Source organism: Limnohabitans sp. 2KL-1 (genome assembly GCF_003063435.1).
GTDB lineage: Bacteria > Pseudomonadota > Gammaproteobacteria > Burkholderiales > Burkholderiaceae_C > Limnohabitans_A.
The window spans coordinates 21,487-38,224 of the sequence record NZ_NESL01000003.1; the positions used below are offsets into that span (position 1 = coordinate 21,487).

A 16,738-nucleotide genomic window follows, 5' to 3' on the forward strand; every position below is an offset into this window, starting at 1 on the left:
TAGACTGGGCTGAGCACCACAAGGGCGGCCCACCGGTGTCATGCATGCCCGAGGAGAGATTCAGCCTTAACCCGGGGGCTGCGCCGTCCAGCCCGCGGGGGCTTTGAAAGCCATGGGGGCGGCTGTGAAAGGGTGGGGAAAGGCCAGTTCCTGTGCATGCAACAGCAAACGTGGGCTGAGGGCCTTGATCTCGGCCGGCGCATACAACGAGTCCCCCAGCATGGGGTGGCCAATGCTTTGCAGATGCACCCGAAGTTGGTGTGTGCGGCCCGTCACCGGCTCCAGTTCGACCAAAGTGCTGGTGTCGCCGCTTTGCAGGGCACGCCAGCGGCTGCGGCTGGCCTTGCCATCGGGGTGAATGATGTGGATCGGGCGGCGTTCCCAGTCCAGCAAGATCGGGCCATCGATGGTGCGCCAGCCTTCTTCATCGGCCATCACCTGCGCTTGGCTGTGCAAGGGGTGACCGGCCACGACCGCCACATAACGTTTGTGTACCTGGCGGGTTTCAAACAGTTTGCTCAGTCGCCGCTGGGCCTCAATGCCTTTAGCCATCATCAGCAAACCCGAGGTGTCCTGGTCGAGTCGGTGCACGACCAGTGCCTCAGGCCAAATGTCTTGTACGCGTTTGGACAGGCAATCTTGCTTGTCCGGGCCGCGTCCGGGCACCGACAGCAAGCCGCTGGGCTTTTCAAGCACAAGCAGGTGCTCGTCTTCGTAAATCGGGGTCATGCCAAAAAATCAGGAAAAAACAATTGCAGAACCCGCCTGAGCGCCGAACTGTTCAAGCCGAGGGCGTGTCCGCGCTGGTTGGCAGGCCTGAGCCCGCAGAGGCCCTCAAGAGGGTTTGACTTTGCCGCGCGGTGCCACAAAGGTCGTCGGCGCCATGGGCCGATCTGACGTGTGGGTTTTGGGGGCAGAGTTGTCTTTTTTCGGCTTCTTGGCCATTTTGTTGCTGCGTTGTTCGCCTTTGGCCATGTTCGTTTCCTTGGTTGGCATCCCAAAGCGGGATGTCTTCTATGGTAAGCCACAAACCCGGCCGGCCTCGCTTGCCGCCGGGCCGAATTTGGGGCTTGACGCGATCACTTGACTTCGGTCACGAACTGCTCGGTTGGTCGGCGCACTTTTTTCAGGTTCGCCAGCCAATCGCCTTCGAGAGCCCGGTAACCCAGGGGAACGATCACCACGCTGCGCAGGCCACGGGCTGACAAACCCAAGATCTCGTCGACGGCTTTGGGGTCAAAGCCTTCCATGGGGGTGGCGTCAACTTCTTCAAAGGCGGCGGCGATCAGGGCCGCGCCCAGGCCTATGTAAGCTTGGCGAGCAGCATGCTCGAAGTTGACCTGAGGCTCACGGACAGGGTAGTTCTTGAGCAGCATCTGGCGGTAGTTTTCCCAACCTTCATTGGTGCCGCCGCGCTGGGCATTGGTCATGTCAAACATCATGTTGATGCGCTCGGCCGTGTAGTTGTCCCACGCCGCAAACACCAGCAAATGCGAACCATCGGTGATTTGGCCCTGACCCCAAGCCTTGGGCTTGATCTGCTCGCGCACGGCGGGGTTGGTCACCACGAGGATTTCGAACGGTTGCAAGCCGCTGGACGTCGGGGCCAGACGGGCGGCTTCGACAATGCGGTCCACTTTGTCTTGGGGCACAGCCTTGGCGGGGTCCATTTTCTTGCAGGCATAGCGCCATTCGAGTTTGTTCAGCAAATCAGACATGCAGTTTCCTGTGTGAGGTAAAGACGCGTCATTGTGTCCGAACAGCGGTGGCCTGATGGCGAGCCTGTTCAAAAGGGGACTTCTTTCCAGTGCCCGGTGGTCAGTCCTTCCAGGCTGTAGGGACCTATGGCGGTGCGGATGAGACGCAGCGTGGGCAAGCCCACGGCGGCGGTCATGCGCCGCACCTGTCGGTTGCGGCCCTCGCGGATGACCAGCTCAATCCAGGCTGTCGGGATGTTTTTGCGCTCCCGGATGGGTGGGGTGCGCGGCCACAGGTCGGCCGGACATTCAACCCGTTGTGCGCGGGCGAGCAGAGTCGGGCCGTCGTTGAGCATGACACCCCGGCGCAGTTGAGCCAGTGCGGGTTCATCGGGCTCGCCCTCGACCTGCACCAGGTAGGTTTTTTCCATTTTGAAGCGTGGCTCGGCAATTCGTGCTTGTTGTTGGCCGTCGTCTGTCAACAACAACAGGCCTTCGCTGTCGGCGTCCAATCGCCCGGCCACATAGACACCAGGCAGGTCAATGTAGTCTTTGAGGCCGTGCCACCGCCCTTCCGGGGTGAACTGGCTGAGCACGCCATAGGGTTTGTTGAAACGGATCAGCATGGGCAAGCGAAGCAGGGCAGGGGTGAACGCACGAGCGTATCAGGTCATGAAGCTCAATTGGTCTCAACGCCAAGGCGGGTCCATGATGGCGATGCGCAGGCCGACCCATCGGCGATCAAGGGCAGACCGCAGGCCTGTGTCAGGTCGTGGGTTAGCATTCCCTGCATGAGCGCCCAATATGAATGTTTGAAAAGTCCTGATCTGTATGCTGAAGCCTTTGGCGTCACCGCACCCTTAACACTGATGGGTCAGCAGGTCTGGCCACGCCAACAGGGGTTTTTCATCCGCCAAGCGACTTCGCGCAAACCGGGGGCGGCCGAGCCTCAGGGCCCCAGCGACGAGACGGTGACGCCTGATGCCGCTGCCAGGCAACAAGCCGATGCCGACCAAGCCGCTCCCGCAGGGCCGGCTGTGATGGCGTTGGCGCAGGGTCAGTTCGGTTTGGTGCCTGCCTGGGTCAAGTCGGTGTCGGACGCCAAACTGCGCTCGACCAAGCTGGCCGTGACCCGCTACGAGACCATGAGCACGGCCACGCCCACACGGGATATCTGGCTCAAGGCCCAACGTTGCATCATCCCGCTGCAGGCATTTTTTGAAGACGACTGGCGCAGTGGCAAAGCTGTGCCCACCCGCATTGCTCGGGTGGACGGCAAACCCATGGGCGTGGCAGGCTTGTGGGAGCACTGGGCCAAAGACGGCGAAGAAATCACCAGCTTCACCTTGCTGACGGTCAATGCCAACAGCCACGCGCTGATGAACCGTTATGGCCAAAACGGCAATGAAAAGCGCATGCCCGCCATCCTGAACGAAGGTGCCTGGGCTGCTTGGTTGAGCGCCCCGCTCGACAAGGCGCGTGAATTCATGCGGGCCTATCCGGCCAACCTGTTGCTGGCCAATCCCGTACAAAAGAAGTAACGGCACCCCCGGGCCGCACTGTATTCAGGGCCGAATGGGGCGAGGGCAGGCGCCGCATCCCGCCCGGCTGCGCTGAGCGGCAATTCCATGGCATGTTTTTCGCAAAGCCGACTTTGTGAAGCCCGTTCGCGTCCATATGACGGACTTCAGCACCGTGGCTTGAACACACCTGTCATGCCTGCTTTGGGGTCGTGCTGGATTCGCTTGTCAGGCGGCGCAGCAGGCCGCGCTGCTCTTGAGCCCATTTTTTTGGTTTTGGTCTTTTTGTCGATCACTTTTTCGCCAGCGATGGCGCCGACCAGAGACGGATGCCTCCCGCGTAATGGTCGACGACTGTCGCGACCCTGGGTACGACCGGGGCGGTCGCTTGACGAATGAAGGCTTTTGAGTGGGCTGCGGGTTCAAAAGTCCTGCTCATATTTAAAACCGCAGCATCCCCCTGTTGTTATTTGTTTTATTTGTGCAATTCGTTTAAATCGTCATTTATAAAGTTTATTAAAAAAATATAACAAAAGTTACAACTTACCCTTTTGGTGAATACCTCAATACGGTGTTTGTGCTTAGAATTGAAAGGAAATTCCATCATTTAGATCTGTATGATTACAAAATTAACAACAAAATACTCTAAATATTTGAAGTACTTGTGCATCAAGCGGCGTGCCAATCCATTTTTATTCAACCAAAAGTGTTAAATTTTAAGAAAAGTTGGTCATCAGGGAGGCCTTGGATGAATCAGACCCGAAACGCTGTTTTGAACTTCGTGGCGACTGAGCCGGCAGGCATTGGCGCGCCGCGTTCCAAATGGGCCCCCATCGGGCTTCAGGCCGAGGCACTCAGTCATTGTTCGCATCGATCCCGGCGACCCTCATTCATCCCCTCCATTCGAGCCGCAGACGTCGCCATGCCGATGCCTGCGGCCATTGCGTTTGATGGGCCACTGCCATCTGACGCATGCCAGGCCAAGCCCGCAAGGCGCTGAAAAGCCCTGCTGCATCTCAAATCCAGAATTTTCGTCCTGACGAAACCCTCATTCCCCGACCCCAACGATCCGGAAACACCATGTCAAAAAAATACAAAATCGTCGTCAACTCTGGCAAATCAGAAAACAACCAAACGTTGGATGCAGCACAGGGGCAGGGGGATCGGGGTCAACCGTTGCGCATCAAGGCGCAGCCCGGCACCAAGTACCAGTTGCAAGAAATCGGCAAGGACAAAAACACGGCGCCTGAGTACGTCAAGGTCAAGCGTGTAGGCAAAAATTTGCACATCGTGTTCGAGGGGGGTAACCAGTCCGATGTGATCATTGAGGATTACTACGATGTCATGCCCGAGGGCTACAACGGCTTGGTGGGTGAAACACACACGGGCAATTTTTACGAATACATCCCTGAAGATCCGGACCCGAAAGGCCTGATCCCCCAATTGGCCGATGGTGGCCAGTACGTGAGTGTGGCCCTCGGCGGTGCAGAAGTGGTGGGCTCCGGTGCTGCGGTGGCCGTGTTGGCCTTTAACCCGTTGCTGGCCGCTTTGGGCTTGGCCGGTGCGGGTGCCGCAGCTGTCGCCGCTCAGGCAGGCACTGCCGGGGCCACCAGCTTGGTCATCGAACCGGTGACGGCTGACAACACCCTCACCGCGCAAGAGGCCCAAAGCCCGAACACCGTCGTGAGCGGCAGGGTGTCGGGTGTTTTCGCGGCGGGTGACCAAGTGACCTTGGTGATCAACGGCAAAAACTTCACGGGTCTTGTCAACGCAGCGGGTGAATTCAGCATCCCTGTTCCTACCGCCGATCTGCTGGCTGACAGCGACAAACAAATTGCCGGCAGTGTTCAGACCGGCACCACCGGTGCCGTCAATGCCAGTGCTGTTCAGAACTATGTCGTGGACCTGCTCGCTCCCACCATCGGGAGCGTGACCGACAACGTGGGCAACCCAAACGATGCGGTGGTCAATCTCACCTCAAACGGATTTTCCAACGACCCCACACCCACTCTGAGCGGTCTGACCAATCCGGGGGCCGTGGTCACCATTCGCGATGGCAACACCGTCTTGGGCACCGTCGCTGCTGGACCGAATGGGGCGTGGTCCTACACGCCCACCACACCCTTGGGCGAAGGCGCGCACAATTTGACGGCTGCGACCACGGTTGATGGTGTCACCAACACCAGCCCCCCCTTCGTTGTCAATGTGGACACGAAGCCCCCGGTGGCCACGGTCACCGTTGACAACCTCTCGCCCGACAACCTGATTTCAGGGGAAGAAGTGGCCTTGGACAGCCTGCCTGTCACCGGCAAAGTCAGTGGTGAATTCCGTCCAGGTGACGTGGTCACGGTCACCGTCAACGGCAAGCCCTTCACGGGCGCGGTGGACGCACAAGGCATTTTCAGCGTGAAAGTGCCAATGGCCGACCTCAAGGCCGACCCTGACACCCAGTTCGAAGTGAGCGCAGCCGTCACCGACGCCGCTGGCAACACCGTGAACGTTCCGGGTAAATTGGACTACAACGTTCAGGGCACCGTGCCCAACAGCGGTGTCTCGATCAGCCTCAACCCGGTTCTGGGCGACAACATCATCACGCCGACCGAAGGCGCGCAGGCCACAGCCAACTTGACCGGTAAAGTCACTGGGGCCTTCACGGCTGGCGACACCGTCACCCTCACGCTGAACAACAAGGCCTTGACCACATCCGTCAACGCACAGGGCGAATACACCTTCAGCGCGGTCAGCATGGCCGATCTCAAGGCAGATACCGACACACAAGCCGATGTCAGCGTGGCCGCCAAAAACCCGCAAGGCGGGTTGATCAGCATCGCCAGCAACAGCCAAAACTACATGGTGGAGACCACCGCCAACACCGGCACGGCCATCACCATCGCCGTGGTCACTGCGGACAACATTGTCAACATCGCTGAATCACAAAACACGAGCACACCCATCACGGGCAAAGTCAGTGGCGTGTTCGCCACGGGTGACAAAGTCACCCTGCAAATCAACGACAAGAGCTTCACCGGCGTGGTGGACAGCGGCGGCAACTACAGCATCAATGTGCCCACCACCGACCTGCTGGCCGACGCGGATACCCAAATCACGGCTACGGTGGTCAATGCCGGTGGCCTGGGCTTTTCGGCAACGCAAAAGTATGGCGTGGACATCACACCGCCCCTGGCCGCTGTCACGGTCAACAACATCACCCCCGACAACCTGATTTCGGCGGAAGAAGCCGGTCAGGCCACACTGCCCGTCACGGGCAAAGTGATCGGTGAATTCCGTCCCGGCGATGTGGTGACCGTCAGCGTTCATGGCAAGCCCTTCACGGGCACAGTCGACTCGCAAGGCAACTTCAGCGTCAATGTGCCCACAGCCGATCTGTTGGCCGACCCGGACACCCTGCTTGACGTCACGGTGGCCGTGACCGACACCGTGGGCAACACCACCTCAGTGACAGCGCCAAAGGACTATGGCAGCACAGCCGTGCCACCCTCCAATGAGGTGGCCATCAGCCTGAATCCGGTGACCGGCGACAACATCATTTCACCCTCAGAAGGCCAGGCTGACGCGATTGCCCTGAATGGCAAAGTCACCGGTGCATTCACCGTGGGTGACGTCGTCACCCTCAGCTTGAATGGCAAGACGCAGACCACCCAGGTCAATGCCCAAGGTGAGTACAGCTTCATCGTCAACATGGTCGATCTCAAGGCCGACCCGGACACCCAAGTCGAAGTCAGCATCTTGGCCAAAAAATCCGGTACCGGTCAGACCAGTACAGCGGCAAGCAGCCAGGATTACGCGGTTGAAACCACCCCCGGCACCGCCACTGCCTTGGTGGTCAATCCCGTCACGTCGGATAACATCCTGAGCAAAACCGAGGCCCAAAGCCCCAACACCGTCGTTACCGGCAAAGTCACAGGCGTGTTCGCAGCCGGCGACAAAGTCACCCTGCAAGTCAACGACAAAACCTTCACTGGCTCGGTGGATGCCCAAGGCAGCTTCAGCGTCAACGTGCCCACCACCGACTTGGTGGCCGACGGCGACACCCAGATCAACGCCAGCGTAGCGGCCACCACCCCTGCAGGCACCGTCACGGCCACTGCCGTGCAGAACTACGGTGTGGACATCACGCCACCTGTGGCCAGCGTCACGGTGGACAACATCACCCCGGACAACCTGATTACGGCGCAAGAAGCCGGTCAGGCCACATTGCCCGTCAGCGGCAAAGTCACGGGCGAATTCCGCCCTGGCGATGTGGCCACGGTCAGCGTCAATGACAAAACCTTCACGGCTGCGGTGGACGCCCAGGGCAACTTCAGCGTGAACGTGCCCATGGTGGACCTGCTGGCCGACCCGGACACCCAAGTTGAAGTGAGCGTGGCCGTCACCGACGGTGCAGGCAACACCACCAACACACCTGCTGTCAAAGACTACAACGCCAGCGTCAACCCGGGCACCACAGCGGCCATCACCCTGAACCCGGTGACAGGCGACAACATCATCAGCCCCACCGAAGGCAGCCAGACGTCTGTCAACCTGACCGGCAAAGTCACAGGACCGTTCACGGCAGGCGATGCTGTCACGGTCAACCTGAACAACAAGACTGTGGCGGGCACCGTGAACGCCGCAGGCGAATTCACCGTCAGCGTGACCATGGCCGACCTCAAGGCCGATGCGGATAAGACTGTCCAGGTCAGCGTGCTGGCCAAAGACCCGATCACCGGGCAACTTCAGTCGACCCAAAACAGCCAAACCTACGCGGTGGAGAGCCTGCCCACCACCGGCACCGCGCTGGTGGTCAACCCTGTCACGGCAGACAACTTGCTGAACAAAACCGAGGCGCAAAGCCCCAACACCGCCGTCACCGGCAAGGTCACAGGCGTGTTCGCAGCCGGCGACAAAGTCACCCTGCAAGTCAACGACAAAACCTTCACCGGCTCGGTGGATGCCCAAGGCAGCTTCAGCGTCAACGTGCCCACCACCGACTTGCTGGCCGACGGCGACACCCAGATCAACGCCAGCGTAGCGGCCACCACCCCTGCAGGCACCGTCACGGCCACTGCCGTGCAGAACTACGGTGTGGACATCACGCCACCTGTGGCCAGCGTCACGGTGAACAACATCACCCCGGACAACCTGATTTCGGCGCAAGAAGCCGGTCAGACCACGATGCCCGTCAGCGGCAAAGTCTCAGGCGAATTCCGCCCTGGCGATGTGGTCACCGTCAAAATCCATGGACAGACATTCACCGCACCTGTGGATTCGCAAGGGAATTTCAGCGTTAACGTGCCCACCACCGATCTGTTGGCCGACCCGGACACCCAGCTTGAAGTGAGCGTGGCCGTCACCGACGGTGCAGGCAACACCGCCGAAGCACTTGCCGTGAAGGACTACGCAGCCGCCAGCGTCAACCCGGGCACCACAGCGGCCGTCACACTCAACCCAGTGACGGGCGACAACATCATCAGCCCCACCGAAGGCAACCAGACCACCGTCAGTTTGACGGGCAAAGTCACCGGCCCCTACACCGCAGGCGATGTGGCCACGATCAATTTGCACAACAGCACGGTCACAGCGGCCGTCAATGCGGCGGGCGAATTCACGGTGAACGTGAACATGGCCGACCTCAAGGCCGATGCGGACAAAACATTGCAAGTGAGCGTGGTGGCCAAAGACCCGATCACAGGCCAGACCCAAGTCGCCAACAACAGCCAGACCTACACCGTCGAGACAGCCCCTCAGACCGGCACAGCTTTGGTGGTCAATCCCCTGACGGCCGACAACATCCTGAGCAAAACCGAGGCCCAAAGCCCCAACACGGCCGTCACCGGCAAAGTCACAGGCGTGTTCGCAGCCGGTGACAAAGTCACCCTGCAAGTCAACGACAAAACCTTCACCGGCTCGGTGGATGCCCAAGGCAGCTTCAGCGTCAAAGTGCCCACCACCGACTTGGTGGCCGACGGCGACACCCAGATCAACGCCAGCGTAGCGGCCACCACCCCCGCAGGCACCGTCACGGCCAATGCCGTGCAGAACTACGGTGTGGACATCACGCCACCAGTGGCCAGCGTCGCGGTGGACAACATCACCTCGGACAACCTGATTACGGCGCAAGAAGCCGGTCAGGCCACGCTGCCCGTCAGCGGCAAAGTCACGGGCGAATTCCGCCCTGGCGATGTGGCCACGGTCAGTGTCAACGGCAAAACCTTCACCGCTGCTGTGGACGCCCAAGGCAACTTCAGCGTGAACGTGCCCATGGTGGACCTGCTGGCCGACCCGGACACCCAAGTCGAAGTGAGCGTGGCCGTCACCGACGGTGCAGGCAACACCACCAACACACCCGCTGTCAAAGACTACAACGCCAGCGTCAACCCGGGCACCACAGCGGCCATCACCCTCAACCCGGTGACAGGCGACAACATCATCAGCCCCAGCGAAGGCAGCCAGACGTCTGTCAACCTGACCGGCAAAGTCACAGGACCGTTCACGGCAGGCGATGCTGTCACGGTCAACCTGAACAACAAGACTGTGGCGGGCACCGTGAACGCCGCAGGCGAATTCACCGTCAGCGTGACCATGGCCGACCTCAAGGCCGATGCGGACAAAACAGTGCAAGTGAGCGTGCTGGCCAAAGACCCGATCACCGGGCAACTTCAGTCGACCCAAAACAGCCAAACCTACGCGGTGGAGAGCCTGCCCACCACCGGCACAGCGCTGGTGGTCAACCCCGTCACGGCAGACAACTTGCTGAACAAAACCGAGGCCCAAAGCCCCAACACCGCAGTCACCGGCAAAGTCACAGGCGTGTTCGCAGCCGGCGACAAAGTCACCCTGCAAGTCAACGACAAAACCTTCACCGGCTCAGTGGATGCCCAAGGCAACTTCAGCGTCAACGTGCCCACCACCGACTTGCTGGCCGACGGCGACACCCAGATCAACGCCAGCGTAGCGGCCACCACCCCTGCAGGCACCGTCACGGCCAATGCCGTGCAGAACTACGGTGTGGACATCACGCCACCTGTGGCCAGCGTCACGGTGAACAACATCACCCCGGACAACCTGATTTCGGCGCAAGAAGCCGGTCAGACCACGATGCCCGTCAGCGGCAAAGTCTCAGGCGAATTCCGCCCTGGCGATGTGGCCACCGTCAGCGTCAATGACAAAACCTTCACCGCTGCGGTGGACGCCCAAGGCAGCTTCAGCGTGAATGTGCCTACAGCTGACCTGCTGGCCGACCCGGACACACAAGTTGAAGTGAGCGTGGCCGTCACCGACGGCGCAGGCAACAGCAGCAATGTCACAGACAGTGTGGACTACAACACCCAGGTCCAAGGCAACGCTCCTGTCAACACGGTACCTGGCCTGCAAACCACGCTCGAAGACATCAACAAAGTCATCACCGGTCTGCAAGTCAGCGATACGGACGCAGGCACCAGCACCATGACCGTGACCCTGTCGGTGACCAACGGAGCCATCACACTGTTGCCAAGCGACGGCGTGAGCATCGCGACCAACAACACGGGCAGTGTGCAATTGACCGGCACCCTCAGTGCCATCAATGCCTTGTTGGCCGCACAGAACGCCGTCACTTACAAACCTGGGGCCAACTACAGCGGCACCGCCACGCTGACCATGACCAGCAGCGACGGCACACTCAGCGACAGCGATACCGTGACCGTGAACATTGCTGCGGTCAATGATGCGCCCACCGGAGCCAGCAACACGATCACTTTGCTGGAAGGCTCCAGCAAAACGTTCTCTGCGGCTGACTTCGGTTTTGCCGATGCTCTGGACACGCCTGCAAACTCGCTGAAAGCGGTGATCATCACGGCATTGCCTCTTGCCGGCACTCTGAAACTCAGTGGTCTGAATGTGGAAGCAGGCCAGAGCATCTCGGCTGCGGATTTGGCCAATCTGGTGTTCACGCCAGCGCCCAACGCCAACGGCACGGGCTATGCGTCCATTGGCTTCAAGGTTCAGGACAACGGTGGCACGGCCAATGCAGGTTCGGACACCAGCACCAACGCCAACACCCTGACCTTCAACGTCACAGATGTCAATCCCGTCACTGTGGTGATCAATGAGCCCGTGGTGCAAAACGACAACGGAACACTGACCGTGAGCGGCACAGGCTTGAAGGGCGCACTCGTCCAGGTGACCAGTGTCAACGGTGCCTTGTTGGGGACAGCAACCGTGCAGGACAACGGTACATGGTCATTGGTCAGTGCCGGCCCTGTGCCAGAAGGCACGTTGACAGCGAACGCCAGTCTCAACGGAGACACCGCCACAGACACGGCCCCCTACGTGGACAACAAACCGCCTGCGGTGAACATCAACGAGCCCGTGACACAAAACCCCAACGGCACCTTGACCGTCAGCGGCACAAGTGAGCCTGGTGCGACGATCAAAGTGACAGGCTATGCGGGAGTGGAGGTGGGCACAACCATTGTGTTGCAAAACGGCACTTGGTCCGTGACCAGCAAGGTTCCAGTTAAACAAGGCGAATTGACAGCGGCCGCGACGGACATCAATTCGGAAGTGGCGACCGATACGGCCCCCTATGTGGACAACAAACCGCCTGTGGTGCAGATCACTGAGCCCGTGTTCCAAAACACCAACGGTACGCTGCTTGTTGAAGGCACAAGCGAGCCTGGCGCGACGATCGTGGTCAAGGATGTCAATAACGCCATCATTGGAACAACCACCGTGCTGGTCAATGGCACCTGGAAACTGACCAGTGCAGGCACAGTGCCGTTTGGCACGCTGACGGCCACGGCCACAGACATCAATGCCAACGTGGCTACAGATACCGCGCCTTACGCGGATGGCCTGGACATCTCCAATCTGGATGCCAAAGATACGGACGGTGATGGCAAGCCCACGGTCAGCGGTGTCATCAACAAACCCAACCAGGTTGTGACGATCACGGACCCAGAGGGCAAAACACACACCACGATGGCCGGACCCGATGGCAAGTTCAGCCTGGAACTGCCAGCAGCGCCGACCCCATTGGAGGGCCCCTACACCGCCACAGCGGTGAACGGCGCAGACTCGGCCACGGAAAGCGTCACGGAAACCGACCTGACCGCGCCCGTGGTCACGAACGTGGACGTGGTGGACACCGATGGCGATGGCAAGCCCACCGTCACCGGCCAGACCGACCCCAACCTGGTGGTGACCATCACCGACCCAGAGGGAAAAACACACACCGTGGCCGCAGGCCCGGACGGCAAGTTCAGTGTCGAGATTGATCCGGCACCAAGCCCACTGACAGGCAACTACACCGTGACCGCAGTGGACCCTGCAGGCAACACCAGCGCGCCGGTCACCGTCAACGAAACCGACCTGCTTGCGCCAGTGATCACCAACCTGGACGCCAAAGACACCGATGGCGATGGCAAACCCACCGTCAGCGGAAAAGTGGATGAACCGAACCTGGTCGTGACCATCACTGACCCAGAGGGCAAAACACATACCGTGCTCGCAGGCCCGAACGGCGAGTTCAGCATCGAACTTGATCCCGCACCAAACCCGGTGCTGGGCAACTACACCGCGACCACGGTGGATGCCGCTGGTAACGTCAGCGCTCCAGTCACGATCAATGAGACGGATCTGACAGCACCCGTGATCACCAACCTGGACGTCAAAGACACCGATGGCGACGGCAAGCCTACCGTGACGGGTCAGGTGAACGAACCTAACCTGGTGGTGACCATCACCGACCCGGACGGCATCACGCACACCGTGACCGCAGGTCCGGACGGGAAGTTCAGCCTGGAACTTGATCCGGCACCGCTCCAACTGCTGGGCACCTACACAGCAATCACTGTGGATGGCGCAAACGTACTGAGCTTGCCTGTGAGCGTCATGGAAACCGACCTGACCGCGCCCGTGGTCACGAACGTGGACGTGGTGGACACCGATGGCGATGGCAAGCCCACCGTCACCGGCCAGACCGACCCCAACCTGGTGGTGACCATCACCGACCCAGAGGGAAAAACACACACCGTGGCCGCAGGCCCGGACGGCAAGTTCAGTGTCGAGATTGATCCGGCACCAAGCCCACTGACAGGCAACTACACCGTGACCGCAGTGGACCCTGCAGGCAACACCAGCGCGCCGGTCACCGTCAACGAAACCGACCTGCTTGCGCCAGTGATCACCAACCTGGACGCCAAAGACACCGATGGCGATGGCAAACCCACCGTCAGTGGCGTGGTCGATACGCCCAACGTGAAGGTCACCATCACCGACCCAGAGGGCAAAACACACACCACGATGGCCGGACCTGATGGCAAGTTCAGCCTGGAACTGCCAGCAGCACCGACCCAACTGCAGGGCACCTACACTGCCAAAGCGGTGGATGGCGCAGGCAACACTAGCGCGCCCGTGAGCGTCACGGAAACCGACCTGACTGCACCCGTGGTCACGAACGTCGTCGTGGGGGACCCTGATGGCGATGGCAAGCCATCTGTCAGTGGCAAAGTGGACGAGCCCAATGCGGTCGTGACCATCACCGACCCTGCAGGCGGAACACACACCGTGACTGCAGGACCGGACGGCGTGTTCACAGTGGAAATCGATCCGGCACCGAGCACGATCATCGGCACTTACGGCGTGACCGCCGTAGACCCCGCAGGCAACACCAGCGCGCCAGTCACCGGGCAATTGGGAAGTGCCATCCCTGTCAACATCAACGAACCCCTGACCCAGAACCCGAGCGGCACCATCACCGTCACAGGCACAGGCGAGGAGGGCGCGACCATTGAAGTCAAGGACGTCAACAATGTGCTCATTGGCACCGTGACAGTCGTGAATGGCATATGGTCATTGGACAGTGCGGGCGAAGTGCCTGCCGGTCAATTGACGGCCACATCCACCAACCTCAACAACCAGGTGACGAGCGACTCTGCGCCCTACAACAACACACCCCTGGCTGTTCTGGATGAGGCGCAAGGCACCGAAGACAGCACGTTGCTGTCGGGCAATGTGTCCACCAACGACACCCACAAGGATGGCACGGAAACCTACGAGCTGACCTCTTTGCCAACGGGCACACACGGTACTTTGGCCTTCAGCCCTGATGGCGGCTGGACTTACACCCGCACAGCAGACCTGAACCCCATCCAGACCGCGGCCCTTGAAACCTTCACGTACAAGGTCAAGGACTCGGCAGGCAAGGAAACCACGGCGCAATTGAAAATCTCGCTGACGCCTGTCAACGATGCACCGGTAGTCACAAGAGATTCGATTGATTACGTGTTGTACACCGAGAACGGTGCACCCGTTGCGGCGATGACCGCGCCCATTCGGGTGAGTGATGTGGATTCGGCCAACTTGCAAGGTGCTACGGTCAGGGTGGGGTCTTTTACAAACCCCAATCCATTCATGGTCGGCGATGTCTTGACTTTCACGCTGCCACCGGGCTCCAACATCAGTGGCAATTACAACAACACCACAGGTGTTTTGACTTTCACTGGCGTGGCCACCGTGGCGGAGTACCAAGATGCGTTGAACGCAGTCAAGTACCACCACACCAGAGACGATTACGCGACGGACACGACGCGCAAAGTCTTCTGGTCTGTCACGGACGAAAGTGGGCAGACCAATGTGGGCAGCTCGCCCTACACCTGGATCGCAGTGAAAAAACTGAACGATTCACCCGTCTTGCCCGATGCCAATTTGGTATTGCCCAGCATCCAACCCCTGACGAGCCTGTTGTTGCCAACCGACGAGAACCGATATGCATTGGGTGTGTCGGCCAACACATTGGTCACGGGTGTGACCGATGCGGATGTTGTCAACGTGGTCAACGGCGTCGCCATCATTGGTGTCAACACGGCCATGGGCACTTTGTATTTGTCTGGTGACGGCGGCGTCACATGGACAACGCCAGCCTTTGAAGTGAGCTCTGGCAACGCCATTTTGCTCAAAGGCCAAGCCAACAAGCGCATTTACTTCCAGCCCCATGTGGGCGTGGAAGGCACGATTGCCGATGCCTTGACCATTCGGGCCTGGGATACGACCAACAACGAACCCGAATCTGTGCTCGGCATGCAGGTACAGGGTTACAACATCACGGCAGTGGGCGGCTCCACGGCCTTTTCCAGCACGACCGACACCGTGTCCCTGACCGTGGCAACGTTGGCATCGTCACCCGCCTACAACGGCACGGCGGGGGACGACGTCATCAACGGCAGCGTCGGCTCTGATGTCATTTTGGCCAAGGGTGGTATTGACCAGATCAATGCCGACGATGGCAACGACAAAATCGTTGTCAACGACTCCAACGTGCAGTCATTGCCCGCCGTGAACGCGGCCAACTTCGACGGTGGGGCAGGCATCAACACCCTCAAGCTGACCGTAGCCAACACCTTGCTGGACCTGACCAATGTGACCGTGCAAGGCAAGGTCAACCACTTCAGCGTGTTGGACATCACGGGCAACGGCAACAACACACTCAAGATCAACTTGCAAAACGTGCAAACCTTGTCAGGTGCGCAGGACAACTTGGCAACAGCGGACGCCGACGAGTCCAAGATGCTGGTGGTTCAGGCGGGCAGCGGTGACGCCGTGAGCCTGCAAAACACACTGAACTGGGCGACATTGAGCGGACTGGGTGGCGATAGCTTGACCACGCTGTATGGCTCTGAATATGGCTTTATTGCCGACCACAAGTACACCCAATTCAGCCAGAGTGGTGCCACGTTGTTTGTGGACGAGCTGGCCCCGGTGGCCGACATCGTGGGCACCAGTGGCGACGACACCTTGACCGGCCTGGCCAATGACGAGGTGATCTTTGGCAACGGCGGCGTCGACCAGATCAATGCTGCGGCCGGCAACGATACGGTCATCTTGAATGGCAACAGCGTCGCCACCTTGGCCAATGCCAACACTGCCCAGGTGGACGGCGGCGCTGGTGTGAACGCGCTGCAAATTTCGGGTGTCAATGTCAACATGGACCTGACGAACACCACGGTGGCGGGCAAGGTGCACAACTTCAGCGTGCTGGACCTGGGTGTTGGCAATGGCAACAAAGTCAAACTTGGCCTGCAACAGGTGCTGGACCTGTCCACCGACCTGCCGGACAACCCCGCCACAACAGACGCGGACGAGTCCAAGATGGTGGTCGTCCATGGCACCTCGCTCAACACGGTTCAACTGGTGGACAGTGTCAACTGGACGGCCGTGACCAATTTGGGGGGCACCGCACTGCAAAACAACTTCGGCGCCCAGTTTGGCTTTGAACCGGGTCGAAGCTACACCCAATACACCCACGCTGGCAGTTCTGCGAGTTTGTTCATCGATCAGATGCTGACCCAAGACCTGTTGTGAACCTGACGGGGCCGCAGTGATGCGGCCCCGTCGGTTTTGTGTAAAAACATGTAATAAGTTATCGTTATTAACGATTAATTGTTGATTTTGATATTTTATTTAAATAAAATTAATCAAAATTAAGTCAGACTTGCCTTGTTTTGAACACGCGCAAGCCATTCCCCCATCAACCCCGCCGAT

The 16,738-nt window shown here is 59.6% G+C and carries 5 protein-coding genes; 2 read left to right on the forward strand and 3 right to left on the reverse strand.

Features of this window, described 5'->3' with window-relative positions; genetic code table 11:
* Window positions 1-66: 66 nt before the first annotated feature.
* The 3 genes from B9Z47_RS08290 to B9Z47_RS08300 all read right to left on the reverse strand — a co-directional run bounded on the left by B9Z47_RS08290 (window position 67) and on the right by B9Z47_RS08300 (window position 2,323).
* On the reverse strand, window positions 67-729 hold the full coding sequence (locus tag B9Z47_RS08290) for an RluA family pseudouridine synthase (protein WP_108330808.1): 663 nt from the start codon (window positions 727-729) through the stop codon (window positions 67-69).
* Window positions 730-1,079: 350 nt separating this feature from the next.
* A complete protein-coding gene (locus B9Z47_RS08295; protein WP_108330809.1) occupies window positions 1,080-1,718 on the reverse strand; it encodes a nitroreductase family protein in 639 nt (212 codons plus the stop codon).
* Between the two features lie 68 nt (window positions 1,719-1,786).
* Window positions 1,787-2,323 (reverse strand): pseudouridine synthase, encoded by a 537-nt coding sequence (locus tag B9Z47_RS08300; RefSeq protein ID WP_108330810.1) that lies wholly within the window; start codon window positions 2,321-2,323, stop codon window positions 1,787-1,789.
* 165 nt (window positions 2,324-2,488) lie between these two features.
* Here B9Z47_RS08300 and B9Z47_RS08305 point away from each other — a divergent pair, with 165 nt between their 5' ends.
* On the forward strand, window positions 2,489-3,238 hold the full coding sequence (locus tag B9Z47_RS08305) for an SOS response-associated peptidase (RefSeq protein WP_108330811.1): 750 nt from the start codon (window positions 2,489-2,491) through the stop codon (window positions 3,236-3,238).
* Window positions 3,239-4,297: 1,059 nt separating this feature from the next.
* A complete protein-coding gene (locus B9Z47_RS08310) occupies window positions 4,298-16,558 on the forward strand; it encodes an Ig-like domain-containing protein (RefSeq protein WP_158271648.1) in 12,261 nt (4,086 codons plus the stop codon).
* The last annotated feature ends 180 nt before the right edge of the window (window positions 16,559-16,738 follow it).